We start from the raw sequence: 18,131 nt of genomic DNA, 5'->3' as shown, positions 1-18,131 counted from the left end.
TATGAGCAAATTATTTATCGGCGTACATATAATCCCGGGTCATTGGTAGACCTTCGCCACTTGGAGCCTTAGTCAACAAGAACTGCATGACGTCAATGTTACCAGCCTCAAATGAAGCGGCGGCCGCTTGGAGATAAAGGTCCCACATGCGGCAGAAACGTTCGTCAAACATAGCGCGAACTTGATCGCGAACCTGGTTAAAGTTGTGATCCCAAATTTCTAGGGTCTTTTGGTAATGGCGGCGCAGCGGTTCAAAATCATCGATTTGCAGGTCAGCTTCGATCATGTAATCGAGGTTCTTGGAAACGCTAGGGATGTAGCCACCAGGAAAAATATACTTGGTTAGCCATGGATCAACACCGGCGCCGTTATGTTGGCCAGTAATACCGTGAATCAGTGCCCGGGCACCAGGTTTGAGAAGTTCATTGACCTTTTTAAAGTAACCGGGAAGATTATCCTTGCCCACGTGTTCAAACATGCCAACACTGGTGATGTAGTCGAATTGGCCCTTGGTTTCCCGGTAATCTTCTAAACGAACATCGACTAAATCTTCCAGCCCGCGTTTTTGAATTTGGTCCTTCGTGTAGTCATACTGTTCTTGACTAAGGGTGACCCCAGTTGCGTGGAGGCCGTAATCTTCGGCAGCAATGAATAGCAGCGTGCCCCAGCCAGAACCGATATCCAGGAGTGATTTACCCCGTTCTGGTTTTAATTTTTTCAAAATGTGGTGAATCTTATTCAATTGCGCCTGTTCCAAAGTATCATCATCGTGTTCAAAGTAGGCACACGAGTAGGTGAGGCTTGGGTCCAGCCATAGTTTGTAGAAATCATTGCCGATATCATAGTGGCTCTGAATATCTTTTGTATTTTCTTTTTCTGAGTGGCCCTGTTTCGGGATGAATTTCATAAAACTCTTGTCGTGCATAAAGCTGCCCGTTTGGCGATATGCCGAGGCGACAACCTGCTGGATTGAGCCTTTAATATCGATATCGCCATCCATATAAGCTTCGCCTAAGGTTAAGGTGGCGTGTTTCGCAACTTCCTTCATTGACAGTTCCTTGTTGATGTCAATTTCAGCTTGAGGCGTGCCCGCACCATAAGTTTCAGTGCTGTCGTCCCAATACTTAACCGTGACTGGAAAATCAAACGCATGACTCAACAGCGTTTTATAAACCTTTTTTTCTAACACAAACGTTCACTCCATTTCAAAAATATTAACAAGTCTATTTTAGACTTTTCATGTCATTAATGTTAATGCTTTTTGAAAATTTTCTATTGTTGGACCACAATTTTAGATATTTCTTGGCAAGGCTGATAAAATCAGTGTGGGTAAAAGAAAAAAGTAGTCGCTAAGCTACCACGTTCTAGGCACACCGTAATTTGTAATTGTCAATTATGTTAACTAACGTCTATCAAATCGAACAACACTAAATTACGCCTAAATAATTTAGCGTTGGTTACTGAAAAGTGTGTTATTGTAGTTGATTGTCATTTGGTTAATAATGCAGTTGTAAAAGCAAATATATAGGAGGTCTGTGAAAATGAGTCAAGTTTATCTAGCCGCCCAATTACCGGCGATCACAACGGAAATTTTAAAGAAACAGCAATTGGATTTTAGCGTTTATTCCGGAACAGGTTTAATTTCAAAGCAAGATTTGTTGGCAAACGTGAAGGACGCAGAATATCTGGTCACGGCGCTTTCAACAAAAGTCGATCAGGAAGTTATTGATCACGCACCTAATTTGAAATTGATTACCAATTTTGGTGCCGGCTTTAATAACATCGACATCAACTACGCCAAGGAAAAGGGTATTGTTGTGACGAACACGCCACTTGTTTCCACAAATTCGGTGGCCGAAGTTACGATTGGTCTCATTTTGGCCTTAAGCCATCGAATTGTTGAAGGTGATGCCCAGATGCGCAAGGAAGGCTTTCCCGGTTGGGCGCCGCTTTATTTCTTAGGCCAGGAAATTGCTGGGAAAACGTTGGGTATCGTTGGTCTAGGCAATATTGGTCAAGAAGTTGCCCGGAAGGCGGCCGCTTTATCAATGAAGGTCCAGTACTGGCAGCCACACCAGAAATCCGACCCTGAGGAACGAAGCCTGGGGGTAAACTATGTTTCTTTCGCTGAATTGACCCGAACCAGTGATTTTATCAGTCTTCACGCCCCGCAAACTAGCGCTAATTATCACCAATTTGATCAGGCTGGTTTTAACCAAATGAAGTCCACAGCCGCAATCATTAACGTTGCCAGAGGGCCAATTGTCGATGAAGTTGCGCTGCGGGATGCGTTGCAAAACAAGCAAATTGCCGGCGCCGCTTTAGATGTTTATGAACATGAACCAGCAGTTACGGCTGGTCTGGCGGACATGAAAAACGTTATCTTAACGCCGCATATCGGTAACGCCACGATTGAGGCTAGGGCGGCAATGGGCAAAATTGTTGCCACTAATATCGCTTTAGTGCAGGCTGGGCAAACGGCTAAATATGTGGTGAATCAATAAGATTGAAAATAGCCCAAAATTGAAATTAATGAGCTGCCAATTTGCAAAAAAATTTAATTGATTGCGCGGTTTAAATTCTCTAAAATTTAGCACATTGATGTTTCCGATCAACTGTGCCATTTTTATGCCATAATTGGCCTAAGATTAGCAATTACTTAAACAAAAAAATTAAAATTTTGAGGTAGAAATGTGATGCAAATTAAAATCGTAAATAAACTTAATGCGGCGCAGTTGCAGCAGGTCATGTCTATTTGGTTGTTGGGCAATACGCAAGCACATGATTTCATCCAATCAGACTATTGGCGCAAAAATTACGCCGCCGTGGCCGAGCAGATTCAGGGCGCCACACTGATTCTCGCTGAGCAAGATGATCAAATCTGCGGTTTCTTAGGACTAGTGGATGATTATATTGCCGGCCTGTTTGTTCGAAAAGACGTTCAAAATCAAGGCCTAGGAACAAAATTAGTTGCCCGGGCAAAATCAATAAAATCACCGTTAACGTTATCGGTTTATCAAAAAAATGACCACGCCGTTAAATTTTATCAGGCGCACGGCTTTGTCATTGTGAAGCAGGGCGTGGATTCGGATACCAACGAAGTTGAATTCACCATGCAGGCTGCGGAATAAAAATCGTGCCGAAGGCTTTTAAGCCGGAGCTAATCACCTAGCAAAAGGGGAATTATTATGGAAAAAATCAATTGGCGTCAATCTGAAAAAGAAATTTATCCCTTAAAGAAGGCACCATCGATCACAACTTTACCGTTACAAAATTTCATCACGCTTAGCGGCCAGGGTAATCCTAACAGCCCAGAGTTTGCCAGAAAGATTAGTGCCCTTTATCCTATCGCCTACGCAATTCGAATGGCGCCCAAAAAAGGAATCGAATTTCCCGGCGCGTTTGAGTATACCGTTTACCCGTTGGAGGGGTTTTGGTCGCTGGCGGAAGGCCACCGTGTTGGCCCGTTGGATAAAGACTATTTACAGTATCAGATTATGATTAAGCAACCCAGTTTTGTTAACCAGCAAGTTTTCAAACAGGCAGTTGAATTGGCCCGGGATAAGGTTGCACCAGACTTGTTAGCCCAGGTCAAATTTGAAAGCATCACTGAAAAAACGGTGGGCATGATTTTGCACATTGGGTCATTTGATGACGAACCCGAAAGCTTTGCTGAGCTTGAAGCATATCTGACAAGTAATGGCTATCGGCGCACTTCAAAGGAACATAAAGAAATCTACATCTCTGATTTTCGACGCGTTCCAGAAGAAAGACGTAAAACGATTCTGCGGGTTGGCGTTGAAAAGATTTAACTCTGGGCAATTGACTTAAATTTGTGTTTTTGGATAGCGTATGAAACATTAAACTTATTAGCGTATTTGGCTGCAACGCGGGCTTTGATCATCCTAGTTTGAGCGCTATCCGCAGCGAAGCCAATAATAATTTTCAGCTTCCAAGGAGAACTTGGGGGTCTTTTGTAACACTTCCTAGGATTAATTCGGGCGACTTTACTGGATATCCAATTTAAATTTACTAGTTCCTAATTGAGCGACCCACGTATATCTTGTTAATACTGTTAATACGTGTTATTATTACGCTAGATAAGGAGTGATCAATCATGATTAAGGAAGAATATTTAGGTATTTTTAAAACCCGTAAACAGGGCAACTCGATCGCGGTCACCATCCCAAAAGAGGCGGGAATCAAACCAGGTGTTGAGCTTGCCGTAACGCGTATTAACGACCAACTAGTTTACGTTCCAGTTAAGCCCAAGCAACCAATTAATCTATTTGCTTCGGCCGCTGTCAAAAAGCACGATTTTGCCCAAGAAGTAAATGACCTTGGTTATAATCCTGACAAAATAGCACCAATTGGCCACGAAAGGGTTGATGACTAATGGTCACTATGCCCAAACAAGGTGACTTTGTTTGGCTGGATGCCGAGCCCCATGCTGATCATGAGATTGGCGGTCATAATCAGAGTAAGCGTAATATTGCACGGCCGTTTCTAGTCGTCAGCACGACAGAGTTCAATCAAAATACGCCTTTCGTTCAAGTTATGCCCGTGACACACACGCTACGAGATGATGACCCATTAATGATGCAAGTGGTCGACCCAAAACTGCGGCTAAGCGGCATGGTGTTGTTTGCACAATTAAAGGGCTATGATTATTGCGCTAGGCATGGCACAATTATTGGTCAGTGCCGCCCTAACGTTCTAAAAACTGCACTGAATGTTATCAGTAACATTTACGGACTTTAGACCAATCTAGTGTGGCCATGAGTTTCCGCGTTCAATTTAGATTAATGATGCGCCGCTTTTGGTTTCATGATCGTCCGTTCATTTATTAGGCCAGAAGCTCTCTTCATTATTTAAGTAGCAACTTAATTAAGGTTTGCTTTCTTGGCTTGGCAGTTTGTATTTCATTTACGCAAAGATAGCAAAAGGATCGTCATCAATTTAAAATTAATTGATAGCGATCCTTTTTACGTTACGTCTATTTGTAATTATATTGAGGCGGCCTTTTGCCCAGAACCTCAGTCTAAATAAGGCAGTAATTTGGTCAGGACGATTTTATACGCGTTTGGTTGCACATGAATCTGATCACCGACGTATTCTTGTTGACGATGTCTTACTTGAAAAGTAAGCAGTAAATAACTGACCGACTTCAAAAATAATTTAATTCAAGTTATGATTGCCTCATCAAATAATTGGTGAGGTGATTTTTATTGGATAAACCGGATATTGTTCAAATTAAAATGGATCATTCTGGTTCTCAATCGCGATCTACTATGGCAACAAAAGCCCTGCAAATTAGAGTTGATGCTAATAAATCGGTCGTAGTTTACAATCGAATTAACAACTATATTTTAGAGGCAGTTTTAAAGGCGGTGTTCGCTGGTGATAATTGATCAACGACAGATTCAACAGGTCTTTTTAGTTTGTGGAAAAACCGATTTACGTCGGGGAATCGATGGTTTAGCTGGTGTTATCCAAGATCAATTTGATTTAGATCCGTACAATCGCGCCTTATATTTATTCTGTGGAACCAGAAAAGACCGTTTTAAGGCCTTATTTTGGGACGGTGATGGTTTTTTATTACTTTATAAGCGGATCGAAAACGGTCGACTTCAATGGCCGACTGATCAGAATGCACTCCGTAAATTAAATTCTAAACAGTTGACACGATTACTCAGTGGTTGGTCATTAGACGCGACAATTCATCAAACATGTCCGCCTGGACATGAAAGAAGAAAAAATAACTATCCAAATTAGTGTAAGACATGGTAAACTCAATTCAACAAATACGGATTGAGTGGATAAAGCTAATGACACCCGAAGAAGAAATTATAGCGCTACGTAAGCAAGTCGCGGAACTAACTGAAATGGTTGCCTACTTGACTAAAAAAATTTACGGTCAAAAATCAGAACAAATTGATCCTAACCAACTGTCACTACTAGAAGGTAATGACGGTGTTTTTATCACGCCAGAGCAACCTGGCCAACAAAGCGACGCAGATCAAGTACCGGCAAAGAAAAAGCGCAAAAAGACACGGCAAGAAACTCTAAGTCGTGATTTACCAGTAAGAGAAACTGTTATTGATCTACCAACGCAACAATGTGCCTATGGGCACGAGTTGACACCGGTTGGGAAAAAGTTTGTTCGTGAAGAGGTGCATTTCATTCCGGCCAAACTTTATCGAGAACATATTTATACGCAAACCTATAAGTGTTCTGAATGTGAGCTTGAAGCTGGCAGCGCTCATTTGGTGCAAGCCCAAACGCCAGTCGCTTTAATTCCGCATAGTCTCGCCTCGGCTTCGTTAGTCGCGGAGATCATTCATAAAAAGTTTCTATTGGCAACACCACTATACCGACAGTTAGCAGATTGGCAGCGCTTGGGTATTGCGTTATCAGAGGCAACAATCTCAAACTGGATTATCAAAACGAGTCAGTTGGTCGAACCAATTTATAATTTATTACAGCAGCGACTCAGCAACCAACGTTATTTACAGGGTGACGAAACACCGATGCAGGTGTTACGTGAGCCTGGTAAAACAGCAGCCGCTAAATCATATATGTGGGTGGCTAGAACAGTAAAACAAAGTCCGCAGCAAATCATTTTTTATGCTTATGGCAGTACGCGTTCAGGAACCTTTGCGCAAAAGTTATATCGGAACTTTACCGGCATCCTGCAGTGTGATGGCTATACCGGCTATAATCTGTTAGAAAATAGTGTTACGCGTATCGGTTGTTGGGCGCATGTGCGCCGTAAGTTTTACGATGCCACCCAAGCTAATGGTAAGCCAATTAGCAGTGTTCCCTTAGCGCTAATTGACGAGATGTTTGCCTTGGAGCGTCAATGGCAACATTTTTCGCCCCGGGTACGTCGTCGAAGACGCCGTAGTAAAGTGCGTAAATTATTGAAGCGATTCTGGCAGTGGATCGATTCGGCCGACGTATTACCTAAATCACGTTTGGGTAAAGCCGTCACTTACGCGATCGATCAACGATCTACACTAGAGCGGCTAGTCAACGTTGGTATCATGGACTGGAGTAATAATGCGGCGGAGCGCAATATGAAGAGCCTGGTGATTGGTCGAAAGAACTGGCTCTTCAGTACCAGCCAAGCAGGCGCAAGATCAACGGCTATTTGGTTAACTTTAGTGGAAAGTGCTAAAGCTAACGGGCTTGATCCGCGAGGCTATATCACCTATTTATTAAAAACAATGCCCCAACACCCTAGTTTCACCGATTTGGCCCAGCTAGAGGGTTATTTACCATGGAATTATTCTGGGGCAAGACATCAAGATAGAAATAAAGCGTCAAATGAATAGAAGCCAGAAATAGTGGCGTAATGTAAAAGACAAACCGATTTCTCAATTTCGAGAAGCCGGTTTGCCTTTTTTAAACGGTCGATTATTTACTGCTTACCTTGAAAAGGCTAACGTCATGGAACAAAGGGACTCCCTTGAAGAAATTATAGTGAGTGGGTGACCAGTTATTCGGTTTATTTCACTATCAAATTTGATTAGTATCCGATTGTTGTTTAACAAACACTAGTTTTGTCTCAGCTGATAATTCTGGTGTGTAGTGATAATTCAGTCGGTCAAAGCGCCGTAAATCAGCCAGCTTTTTAATATTATTTTCCGCCATAAAACGAACCATCTCGCCCCGGGCCATTTTGGCCAACGTGGCCCGGGTCTTGATTTTGCCATCTACCCAATGGCCAAAAACGATATCAATGAGTTGCACGTTAGGCTGGAGGTGGCGTTGAATTATTTTGGCGTATTCTTGGGACGCTAGGTTAATGATTGGTTCGGCCTGTGCGTGTAGCGCCTGATAGGGTTTGGCACCCCAAAAGTCGTACAGATTAGTACTTTGCCCGCTTTTTAAACGAGCCTGCATTTCGAGACGGTAGGGGACAACCCCGTCAAATGGACGCAGGATACCGTAAAAGCCGGATAGGATCCGTAAGTTGGCCTGCACGTAGGTTAGTGCAGGAGCGGTAAAAACATCTGGCGCCATATATTGATATTGGATGCCAGAAAAGGCCAGTAACGCCGGTGTCAGTTGCTCTTTTAGCGCCATTTGTTGTAACCAATCGTAATTAGTTTGGGCAAGCTTATCACTACACTGCCACAAGGTTTTTAATTCTGAATAGGATAATTGCCGCATTGCCAGCAAAAGTTCTTCGGCTTCGCTTAAATACTGGGGCAGAGCAGCAATGGGAAATGAATCGGTATCAATTTTCATTTTTTTAGCTGGTGCAATGATAATTTTCATGGCGAAACCTCACTTGTTCTATCTGCTTGTATTTTAGCAGAAATTATTGGGTTAAACGTGGTTGCGTGAATATTTTGCTGGGAAGTGTTTGAAACAGCGCAGGAGCCTGCTTTTTTAGACACATTTTTGTTAACGCACAACATTAATCGCTCCGCCGCCACACAAGGCCTCCAAGCCAGCCTTATTTCGGGCTATCCAACGGCATAAATTTCATTTGTTGCGTATCGAAAATTAATGGAATCTCCGCTAGTTCACCGGAACGATTTTTGCGGAATAGTAAATTAATATTGCGAATTTTGCTGCGTTCTTGAACCTGGTCCTCCAAATAAAGGAAAGAAACAATGTTGGAATCTTGTTCAATACTGCCGGATTCGCGTAAATCGGCCAGTTGTGGCTTGCGGTCAACCCGTTTTTCTAGTTCACGATTTAACTGGGAAAATAAAATGATCGGAATGTTCAGTTCATTCGTTAGTAATTTGAGTTCCCGGGTGATGGCCTCGATTTCTAAACGCCGATCAGTAACGCGAGCCTTGGTTCGTGCCAAACTAACGATTTGTAGGTAATCAACGATGGCAAAATAGTTAACCCCTTTTTCGGAGGCTTTTTTGGCGTTTTCCCGAATCACTTTGATAATCTGCGGTAGAACCAGAATTTTGTCGTGTAAATTGACGTGTTGCGCAATTGATTAACGGGAATGCCAGTATGAAAGGCAATTGTTCGGTTGAAATTATCTTCGCCGGTCATTTCTAATGAAAAATGATCGACGCAGATTTCTGGATCAATTGCTAGGGCACTTTGAATAAAACTTAAGCCAAAGGCCGATTTACCAACTCCCGGCCGTGCCCCAATGGTCCAAAGTACGCCACCACATAGGCCATTGCCAAGCACCTTATTCAGTTGTTGGAACGTTTTAATACCGGCCGAACGGGAATGGTCCAAGTAATAACGTAAATCATCCGCGTATTCACTCAATTTCTTGGTTGGTAATTCCGGTAGATTTAGGACCCGAACCAATTCCGTCATTTCACCCAGCGCTAGCATATTTTCGCTAGTTGGATATTTCGCGTAACGGCCGGCCAGTGCTTCTAATTCGCCCTGATAATACCAAGCCTTTAATCCTTGCAGGACTGACTTGAACGTCTTGGTGGTCACACCAGTGTCGTGCAACTTAACCCACTCATCCTCCGCAAAATCCAGTGGGTAAGCCAAGAAGAAACGGCGCTTGACGTCCACCCAATCCTTGAAGTCACCATCATTTTCTAAAATGACTTTGACAAGATGTTGAAATTTAATGACGTGAAACCAACGCGCTTCAATTTCGGTACTTTTGCAAATATCTGGGTGATCAACTAGGTAGGCAACTGCGTTTTGTTCAAATTCCATCGATTTCCACCTCTAATTCTTCCTTAGTGATTAGCATGCCCTCAATTTTGGCGCGCCGAAATGTTTCGTCTAAGTCACGATCGCAGTCTAGGTACAGACCTTGAAGTCTTTCGGCTCGCGGCATTGGTTCTACGTGGTGAACCACTGTTACGGGCTGCTCCGGTACAATATCGTTGACGTAATTGATAAATTTAGGGCCAAACAGCGTCCGCGGTCGGACAAATTTGCGCATTTCAATTTGATTACCCCATTCAGCCGACTTGGCCAAACTGACTCGCTTGAATTGTTCTGGTAGGTAACCCAGTTGCAGCCAGGCAACAACGTACTCCTCGTGGCGTTCGGCTTCAGGAAAATGTTTGCCGCTAATTTGGGCTAATTCAGTAATGATTTGTTGGGCCTGCTTTTGTTCAGTGGGCGTGGCTGGGTGCTTGAGATTGAGTGCTTTTTGATTTTTGGTTGCTGACGTTACTTGTGCTGGTTTAACTGTTTCAGTTTTGATTGGTTCTGTTTCATGAACTGGTTGTGTTTCGGGACAAAATTGATTCCAATTGGCAATGTACAAGGCTCGCTTTTCATTTTCATAAAGTAAACCGACTTTGATGAGTAATCCGCAGAGTTGGTCAACGCTGCGGTTGTTGGTGATGCCGCTAATTTGTTTGATCTCTTTAACGGTGTACGCCAGACTTGCAGCGGCGGAAATTCGCCCGTGATCATTATTATTGGCCGCTTCGGCTAGTAAAAAATGCCAAAGCCGAAAACTTGCGTGATAAGTATTGACTTGATTTTGTGCAAGTAAACGGAACTCAGGTTGCTGATAAAGATTGATTGGTACAGTAAAATAACTAGACATGGGTTAACACTTCTTTCTTAATTAGGGTTCTATAGATATAAAACCCGCAGGCCTCCAAAAAGTGTCACTAAAATAACATTTATTTTTCTGATCGGTTCAAAAGGTTGTTAGGGCGGGAATAGTTAGCAAACTTTTTTTATTTAAACTTGCCTTATTTTGGTACCGGTAAGCGTGGCGCTACCAATAATTAGTACCGATATTAATACCGCTAGCGCTTTTCAGTACCGCTACCAGTAGCGGTATGGGCCACGGTACCAACTTTAAAAAGAAAATGGCGCAATATTGAGTGCGGTAACTGGCAAAACTTGCGTGTCAATTTTGATTATTGGTCGGTTATTGGCATCAGTGGTGCCACAAAATTGTCTGGACAGTGAAATTTATCGTCCCCTGGTTAAGGCTCTGGCAGCACTACGTTTTATATTCTATAATGAAGCTATAACTTTTCTAAGAAAGCAGGTCCTAGCATGTTAAAGGAATCAACGATTGCCCAGCAATTAGATCACCGAACGATTCGGACGTTTAAACAGCAACCAGTCACGGCCGAACTGATCAGCGAACTAGTTGCGGTAGCACAACATACAGCAACTTCAAATTTTCAGCAGGCATTTAGCATAATCAGTGTGACTGATCCAGCCAAAAAAAAGCAGATTGCGGCGGTTTCTAACCAGAAATATGTGGCGGATAATGGCCATTTGTTTATTTTTGTCGCTGATCAACACCGTAATCAACAGATCGGCGCGGAAATGGGGAAGACAGCCAATCGTTTAGGTGATACGGATCACTTTTTAGCAGCCTGGTCAGATGCCAGTTTGGCCGTCCAAAATACAGTTGTTGCAGCCGAGAGTCTTGGTTTAGGTGCGGTTATTTTAGGCAGTATTTTAAATGATGCCCAACAAATTATTGATATTTTGCAGTTGCCCCAACTAACCTTTCCAGTGTTAGGTTTAGCTATTGGCTGGCCCGATCAAAAGCCACAATTAAAACCACGCTTGCCGGAACGCTTTGTTCATTTTGAAAATACTTACCAGTTACCGACCCCGGTAAAACCAGACTTAGTTGACTATGATGCCAAGGTCCATGAGTACTACGATTTGCGTGATGCCAATCGGCGGGTGGATACCTTCACTAATCAGGTTCAGAAACGATTAATGTTGCGGCCAGCTAAGCGTGCTGAACTATTACCAGTGCTACGGCGGCAGGGTTTCTTGTTGGAATAGCTAACTGGGGTTGGGGAAGTTGGTGACTGATACGTGAAGTGATTGGTTGCCTTGTAAAATAACTTAGGACTAGCATTGGCAAAACTTTTAAAGTGATGTTTTGAAAAAACGATTGGAATTCAATTTAATTAAAAGATGCCGAACATTAGTGACTTAACCAATTCAACAGAATATGGTTAGGTCACTTTTTTGATTTAATTTAAGTCATTTTTACGATGTGGATGAAATACTCAATGATTCTCTAATACTTTTGCTCAATTAAAGTTGTCAGGTTGCTTTTGAGTGAATTACTTGCTGATGCCAAAATTGCTAGAGCAGGCCGCTTTTCACGCTGGAACAGTTTGATTAATTTTACAATTTGCGCGTTAAAAAAATTTAGTCGGAGAGACTTGACTTAGGGGAATATATGTTTGTATTATAGAGACATTGAATACGAACGGATGTTCTAGATGGGAGACTTTCGATGAGTGTTGTTTATGATGTCCCACGTGATAAGTGGTTATATGATGATCGTGGCATGATGAAATGGATGGGCTTTTTTATGAGCGATCACACGATGTATATGGAAGCTGAGCAGGGTTCTGAAGCGCCAGCCTTGCCACGGCCAATTCAGGACAGTAAAAGAATCGATACACTATTGACTCAATCATGGACTAAGAAATGGACGATCTCGATCCAACTTGGAATTTGGCGAAATGGTCAATTATTACCTGATTTAAAGGGCGTCGTCATCGGTCAAGCCAATCATAGCGTTGTTATTCAAGAAGATGACGGCACGCTTCGGCAGATTTTACCTAAAGATATTCGTAACATTACGGCGTCGCAAAATGAAAAGTGGTTCAGCTATGAGCACACCATTAAGTGATCCAACAAAATTACCGCGCCATGATGTGATGTGTATTGACTGTAAAAGCTTCTATGCCAGTTGTGAAGCCGTTGCTAGGGGTGAAGACCCATTATCAGCGAATATTGCTGTATTAAGTCGTGAAGAATCCTCAGGTGGTTTAATTCTAGCCGCTAGTCCTTACACCAAGCAAGAGTATGGGGTTAAGTTAGGAACTAGAAAATTTGAATTAAAACCTGCGATGGATATCAATTTAGTCGAACCGCACATGGCAAGATACATTCAAAAAAATTACGAAATCAACCTGATTTATCGCCAATTCACCGATGATGCGCATTGGTTTCCCTATTCGATTGATGAAAGCTTCATCGATGTAGGAGCCTCGCATAAAATATTTGGTAGTAATTTTAAAATTGCCCAAGCTATCCAGAAGAAGGTCAAGGCTGAAACCGGCATTGTGACCACCGTTGGCATGGGCGAAAATCCTTTGCTGGCCAAACTAGCCCTAGATAATGCCGCCAAACGCAAAGCACCATGGATAGCAAGGTGGACGTACGCAAATGTTCCGGAAACTATTTGGAAAATACCTAATCTGACTGACATGTGGGGAATTGGGAATGCCTATGCAAATAAGTTACGCAGTTTTGGGATTTATTCAGTTTATGATTTGGCTCATGCTGACGTTAATATGCTAAAACGCCGCCTTGGTGTGATGGGCGAGCAATTATATTATCATGCTTGGGGAATTGATTATAGCCTGTTAGAACGACGGTATTTGCCACGAAGTAAATCTAAGGGCTACGGTAATTCGCAAGTGTTAATGAAGGATTATACCGACTCACACGAAATCGAACTTGTCCTACGAGAAATCGCCGACCAAGTTTCTACCCGTTTGCGAAAAGATAACGTGGAGTGTGAGATTGTTCAGATAGAAATTGGTTTTGGCGAACCAGATGCGAAAGGCCGGGGACATTATTCAACACAAATGCATATTCAACCAACCAACTCATCCCGGGGGCTCCAAAACGCCGTTAAATACCTGTTTGAAAAAAGTTGGAATAAGCAAATGCTACGTTCTCTAGGAGTCAGAGCAAGCAAACTCTCTATTCCGCAGGCAATGCAACTTGATTTATTTGAGGACCCAGATATGCAACTTCAAAGCATGAAATTAGACACAGTCATCGATAAGATCAGAAACAGATATGGGTTCAAAGCATTGATGCGCGCAAGCTCACTTTCAGAAGGGGCAACTGCGCTGGCTAGAACAGACTTAGTAGGAGGTCATAAGGCATGATAAAGGCATCACGAGAACTACTAGAACGCTACGATGCGAAGTTTACCAAGCTATTTAATCATGAATATTGGTTGGTGATTGTCGCTGACTATTACGATAAAGTTCATACCTTTTATCTTTATAACAAGCATATTAAACAACCCTTAACTGATTCCCATGAGTTGGCGCGAGTTGAAATGTCCGATAAGGATACTTACACGATTATGTTACGTGATTTGAAGGTGCATTCTAATTTGCGGATTGAATTTCGTGATACTAGGTGGCCAGTTAGGCCTGAATCTACTGTTTTGGTGGATCGAGTGCATGGACATGGGAGTGTGACTGAATAATAAGGCGGAATAGATTGAGTAGGTCTAATAACGATGCCCCACCTCATGTTAACGACATGTAATATTTTTATGGAAAAATTGAGACAATTTATTATTACTCTATCTTGTCCGACATAGTAGCAAATTCTCATTGATTATATTATAAATTTTAAATGCAATAGACTATTCTTGGACAAATTTGGGCTGGTCTATTTGGCTGACAATAGCTGCCGCATTCATGATAAAATCATATAGGTAAGCGAGAATATATTTTATGAAGGAGAAATATTATTGATTAATAGTATTGATTTATCTAAGAGAGTGTCAAATTTTATGTGTAAATGAAAAAGCCTCTCACCTTTGAACTAAAACATTGATTCTAAAGTGTCTTGAACTAGGTTGAACCCCTTATGTGTCCGTCGACCAAATTTGTCATTGTAATCAAGAATTACGGTCATTAAGGTTCTTTCCAAAGATTCTTCATTGGGAAATTGTTCACGTTTCTTTGTTTGCCGCTTAAATTTTTTGTTAAATGATTCGATAAGATTGGTACTATAAATACTAGAACGGATAGCCGGTGGAAAATTAAAACATACCAGTAATTTCTGGTTTTTTAATAATTCTTGTGTAACTTTGGGATATCTTTTGCGCCAATGATTAACAAAGTTGGCTAAGCTGTGCTCAGCCATTCGTTTATTGGTTGCTTGATGAATTAACTTAAAATCATTTAACACAGCTTGACGGTCATGAACCCGGATATGATGTGAAATATTACGGCTTACATGAACTAGGCATTGTTGAATAACGGCGTCCGGATAATATTTGCCAACGGCAGTTTCTAGGCCAACCAATCCATCAGCCACAAAAAGTAAGGTTTGTTGCACGCCACGATGCTTCAAATCAGCTAGTACTTCAGACCACACAGAACTAGATTCTGTAGGAGCTATCTTGTAAGATAGCACTTCCTTATGACCATTAGGTTGAATGCCAATCGCAATATGAACTGCTTCTTTGGCAACTGTGTCACGTCGTAAGGGAAGATAAGTGGCATCTAAATAAACGACGGCGTACCTTTCTGATAACGTTCGATTCTTGAAAGCTTCAACTTGTTCATTAACTACCTTAGTTAGATTGGAAACTGTCTGTGGCGTGTAATAGGAACCATACATCTTTTCCATCAGATCTGCGATCTCATGAGTGGTAATTCCCTTTTGATAAAGCTGAATGACGGTTTGTTCTAACTGATCTGTTCGGCGTTGATAGGCTGGTAATGTGTGGTTAACGAATTCTCCGTTCCGATCACGGGGAATCGTAAGCTTCAATTCGCCATATTTTGTATTAAAGGTTCTCATGTAGTGTCCATTACGAGAATTTCCTGAATTGAAGCCATTCCTGTCATAGGGCTCATAACCCAAGAATGCAGAAAGTTCATTTTGTAATAGCTCATTAACGGCCGTTTCTAGTTGGTCTTTAAAAATAATAGCTAGATCCTGATGCTGTGCTAGTGCTGTGACGATTTCTTTGGTAAACTGATTCATGGGGAAGCCTCCTGTGATGTTTGTTTAGACGCTAACTATCATAAGGGAGAGGCTTCCCTTTTTCAATTCTCAATAAATCATTTACACATAATTATTTAAACACTCTTATCTAATTATACATATATCTTTTCGGACAAAGAATTTACTGGTCTATCAAATAAAAATTTTATTTTTGGAAAGAATGGTACTGGTAAAACTAGTTTGGTGAATGCAATAATAGATGAATACAGTGATATGTATGATATTCGGCCATTTCAAGGATACGATCGTTTTGTTAAAGACAATAAGCAACTAAATGCAATTTCACTTGGTGAAACTAATGTGGTCATACAAAAAGAAATTGAAACTGTCAATATCGCAATTAAAAAGTTAGAGGCGGAAATATTCCCTGAAGAGAGCAAAAAAAATTTCTATTCACATTTAGAAAAAGCAAATAAAGATTTAAAAAATCAAAAAGATGTTATCGATAAGTTTTGTATAAAATCTGCTCGAACATTGAAACTTGACGATAGGAGATTAACAGATCCAAAATATAATAAAAATTATTTTAAAAATGATATTCCAAATGCACAGTTACTTGATGATAATGAGTTCAAAACGGCCGGGGATACTTTTCAAACAAGAAAACTTAATACCGGTATAAAACCGAATTTACCTGAAATAGATCTGCAAATTTATTTAGATGTAACGAATAAAATATTGAAACAAAGTGTTACACCAACCATAGTTATAAAAGAACTGGAAAATAATCCAGATAAACAAAATTTTGCAAAACAAGGAATGTCGATCCACAAACGCAATGCAGGAGAGAAGTGTGCGTTTTGTGGGAAACCTATTGATGATCAGCGTTGGAAAGATCTGGATGCTTATTTTTCTAAATCTGTAGATAGTTTAGAAAATAAGATCAATTCAGAAATTGCCCTAATTAATCCAGCTGTCAAAAAATTAGCACAAATTAAACTTCTGACACCTGAAACCTTTTATCCTAAATTTCGTAATCAGGCTAAGGATTTGAATAAATCATTAAATTTAGCAATTGTATCGATGAATTATGTTTTGACTACTTTATTACGGGCCCTAGATAAAAAGAAGAAACAACTTTTTGATAGAACATCCGAATTAGAAATTGAATTACCTGATAATTTAAAGGTGGTACAGTCTGGGTTAAATAACTTATTTGAACAAAATAATATTTTTAACAATAATTTAGCTAAGGAACAGAGAAAAGCAAAAAATAAATTACTTTATCATTTAGTTCAGGAACAGCTTAATAGTTTTAATTATGCAGAAGCACTTGGTAAATTAAAGCAATTAAAAATACAGCAGAAGTCCATTAAAGAAGAATTTAATTTGATGGAAAATAAATATGAAGCTTTTAAAAAGAAGAAAAAGGATTTGCTCAAAAGCAGTAAAGATGAGGCCCAGGCCGCCGAAGAAATAAATAAGTATCTACAACACTTAGGCCATGCTAGTTTTTCACTACATCTTATCAAAAAAAGTAATGAACTAAGCGGTCAATATGAGATTATTGGCCTAGATAAAAAGAAGCGTGATATATCATCATTGAGCACGGGAGAACGTAATATTGTTGCTTTTCTTTATTTTGTGTATTCTTTAAAAGATACTAATGCAATAGAAAATACTAATAAAATCATCATATTTGATGATCCAATGAATAGTAATGACGATAGTTCACAGTATCTGATGATTACGCAAATTCAACAATTATGTCGTGGGCTTAAGAAAACTGATTCTTTGATTCTTTTGACGCATAATATTCATTTCTATATTAATGTTAAATATCCCTTCAGATATAAAAGTAAAAAAAATGATGACCATAATAGATTTTTTCATTTTCAGACTGCTGGTCACCAATCTTTCATAAAGGCAATTTCAAATTCTAATATGGATATCCATACTACTTATGATGACTTATGGGAAGAACTATATTTTTTGTACAATGCGAATAAACCGGTAATGATGCTTAATCCAATACGACGCATTATTACAACGTACATAAAGTTTAATGCTATCTCGGCCAACAACTTTTATAAGAATATTCCTGAAGCAAAAAAATATTTTGATGTCAATTCACATGAGATAGATGATATTGAGGATTTCGAGGGTGATCCAAATGGAAAAACTAAGGGACAAATTATATGGCTAATGTACCAAGTGTTTAGAGCCAATAATGGAGAAGGTCACTTTGGACACCATACACCAGATGATATAATGAATCGGTTGAATAAAAAGGTATCAGAAAATTAATTTTTCTTGAAAGACGGCAATTTAAAAATTGCTGTTTTTATATACCTTAGAAAGCCTAAATACAAACAAAATTCAGGTTATTAGATCCAACGCAGATAAAATAAGGCATTCTTAATGTATAATGAAGGAAAATACATAAATGG

Annotated in this window: 19 protein-coding genes; 13 read left to right on the top strand and 6 right to left on the bottom strand. The window is 40.4% G+C overall.

Annotated elements, in window-relative coordinates; translation table 11 throughout:
* Positions 1-10: 10 nt before the first annotated feature.
* Positions 11-1,189 (bottom strand): SAM-dependent methyltransferase, encoded by a 1,179-nt coding sequence (locus tag AYR53_RS09655; RefSeq protein WP_068280497.1) that lies wholly within the window; start codon positions 1,187-1,189, stop codon positions 11-13.
* Positions 1,190-1,541: 352 nt separating this feature from the next.
* Here AYR53_RS09655 and AYR53_RS09650 point away from each other — a divergent pair, with 352 nt between their 5' ends.
* The 8 genes from AYR53_RS09650 (at position 1,542) to tnpC (ending at position 7,337) form a co-directional block, all read left to right on the top strand.
* Positions 1,542-2,504 (top strand): 2-hydroxyacid dehydrogenase family protein, encoded by a 963-nt coding sequence (locus AYR53_RS09650; protein WP_068280500.1) that lies wholly within the window; start codon positions 1,542-1,544, stop codon positions 2,502-2,504.
* A 192-nt stretch (positions 2,505-2,696) separates the two neighbouring features.
* Positions 2,697-3,131, top strand: coding sequence for a GNAT family N-acetyltransferase (locus AYR53_RS09645; protein WP_082920464.1), 435 nt, complete (start codon positions 2,697-2,699; stop codon positions 3,129-3,131).
* Between the two features lie 57 nt (positions 3,132-3,188).
* A complete protein-coding gene (locus AYR53_RS09640) occupies positions 3,189-3,812 on the top strand; it encodes a GyrI-like domain-containing protein (RefSeq protein ID WP_068280504.1) in 624 nt (207 codons plus the stop codon).
* Positions 3,813-4,117: 305 nt separating this feature from the next.
* On the top strand, positions 4,118-4,396 hold the full coding sequence (locus AYR53_RS09635) for an AbrB/MazE/SpoVT family DNA-binding domain-containing protein (RefSeq protein ID WP_068280506.1): 279 nt from the start codon (positions 4,118-4,120) through the stop codon (positions 4,394-4,396).
* Entirely contained in the window at positions 4,396-4,761 is a 366-nt protein-coding gene (locus AYR53_RS09630) for a type II toxin-antitoxin system PemK/MazF family toxin (protein ID WP_068280509.1), read from the top strand. Before AYR53_RS09635 ends, AYR53_RS09630 begins: the two co-directional genes overlap by 1 nt.
* Before the next feature lie 467 nt (positions 4,762-5,228).
* On the top strand, positions 5,229-5,411 hold the full coding sequence (locus tag AYR53_RS09625; protein WP_068222411.1) for a hypothetical protein: 183 nt from the start codon (positions 5,229-5,231) through the stop codon (positions 5,409-5,411).
* The gene (gene tnpB, locus AYR53_RS09620; RefSeq protein ID WP_068222408.1) at positions 5,401-5,775 is read left to right on the top strand and encodes an IS66 family insertion sequence element accessory protein TnpB; all 375 of its coding nucleotides are present in this window, start codon (positions 5,401-5,403) and stop codon (positions 5,773-5,775) included. The genes AYR53_RS09625 and tnpB overlap by 11 nt, the downstream gene beginning before the upstream one ends.
* Before the next feature lie 53 nt (positions 5,776-5,828).
* Complete coding sequence (gene tnpC, locus AYR53_RS09615; protein WP_068222405.1) at positions 5,829-7,337, top strand: IS66 family transposase; 1,509 nt, start codon at positions 5,829-5,831, stop codon at positions 7,335-7,337.
* Positions 7,338-7,521: 184 nt separating this feature from the next.
* Here tnpC and yaaA read toward each other — a convergent pair whose 3' ends face one another.
* From yaaA to AYR53_RS09595, 4 genes are all read right to left on the bottom strand, one after another.
* Positions 7,522-8,286 carry a peroxide stress protein YaaA gene (gene yaaA / locus AYR53_RS09610; protein WP_068280512.1) on the bottom strand — a complete coding sequence of 255 codons (765 nt, stop codon included), beginning with the start codon at positions 8,284-8,286 and terminating at the stop codon, positions 7,522-7,524.
* A gap of 181 nt (positions 8,287-8,467) precedes the next feature.
* Complete coding sequence (locus AYR53_RS13880; protein WP_068280515.1) at positions 8,468-8,911, bottom strand: DnaB-like helicase C-terminal domain-containing protein; 444 nt, start codon at positions 8,909-8,911, stop codon at positions 8,468-8,470.
* Complete coding sequence (locus AYR53_RS13875; RefSeq protein WP_068280518.1) at positions 8,908-9,669, bottom strand: DnaB-like helicase C-terminal domain-containing protein; 762 nt, start codon at positions 9,667-9,669, stop codon at positions 8,908-8,910. The genes AYR53_RS13880 and AYR53_RS13875 overlap by 4 nt, the downstream gene beginning before the upstream one ends.
* Positions 9,659-10,519: a conserved phage C-terminal domain-containing protein gene (locus AYR53_RS09595; protein ID WP_068280521.1), complete on the bottom strand. Its 861-nt coding sequence runs from the start codon at positions 10,517-10,519 to the stop codon at positions 9,659-9,661. Before AYR53_RS09595 ends, AYR53_RS13875 begins: the two co-directional genes overlap by 11 nt.
* Before the next feature lie 464 nt (positions 10,520-10,983).
* On the opposite strand from AYR53_RS09595, the gene AYR53_RS09590 reads away from it, so the two are divergent.
* The 4 genes from AYR53_RS09590 to AYR53_RS09575 all read left to right on the top strand — a co-directional run bounded on the left by AYR53_RS09590 (position 10,984) and on the right by AYR53_RS09575 (position 14,203).
* The gene (locus AYR53_RS09590) at positions 10,984-11,736 is read left to right on the top strand and encodes an NADPH-dependent oxidoreductase (RefSeq protein WP_068280523.1); all 753 of its coding nucleotides are present in this window, start codon (positions 10,984-10,986) and stop codon (positions 11,734-11,736) included.
* A gap of 463 nt (positions 11,737-12,199) precedes the next feature.
* A complete protein-coding gene (locus tag AYR53_RS09585; RefSeq protein ID WP_068280526.1) occupies positions 12,200-12,601 on the top strand; it encodes a hypothetical protein in 402 nt (133 codons plus the stop codon).
* The gene (locus tag AYR53_RS09580) at positions 12,582-13,874 is read left to right on the top strand and encodes a Y-family DNA polymerase (RefSeq protein WP_068280529.1); all 1,293 of its coding nucleotides are present in this window, start codon (positions 12,582-12,584) and stop codon (positions 13,872-13,874) included. The genes AYR53_RS09585 and AYR53_RS09580 overlap by 20 nt, the downstream gene beginning before the upstream one ends.
* Positions 13,871-14,203, top strand: coding sequence for a hypothetical protein (locus tag AYR53_RS09575; RefSeq protein WP_068280532.1), 333 nt, complete (start codon positions 13,871-13,873; stop codon positions 14,201-14,203). Before AYR53_RS09580 ends, AYR53_RS09575 begins: the two co-directional genes overlap by 4 nt.
* 344 nt (positions 14,204-14,547) lie before the next feature.
* On the opposite strand, the gene AYR53_RS09570 is transcribed toward AYR53_RS09575, so the two are convergent.
* Complete coding sequence (locus AYR53_RS09570) at positions 14,548-15,720, bottom strand: IS256 family transposase (protein ID WP_068222179.1); 1,173 nt, start codon at positions 15,718-15,720, stop codon at positions 14,548-14,550.
* Between the two features lie 123 nt (positions 15,721-15,843).
* Here AYR53_RS09570 and AYR53_RS09565 point away from each other — a divergent pair, with 123 nt between their 5' ends.
* Entirely contained in the window at positions 15,844-17,988 is a 2,145-nt protein-coding gene (locus AYR53_RS09565) for an AAA family ATPase (protein WP_082920461.1), read from the top strand.
* The last annotated feature ends 143 nt before the right edge of the window (positions 17,989-18,131 follow it).

Source organism: Loigolactobacillus backii (assembly GCF_001663675.1).
GTDB lineage: Bacteria > Bacillota > Bacilli > Lactobacillales > Lactobacillaceae > Loigolactobacillus > Loigolactobacillus backii.
The sequence above is the reverse complement of the archived record's forward strand: the minus strand, read 5'-3'. Positions and strand labels throughout refer to the sequence as shown.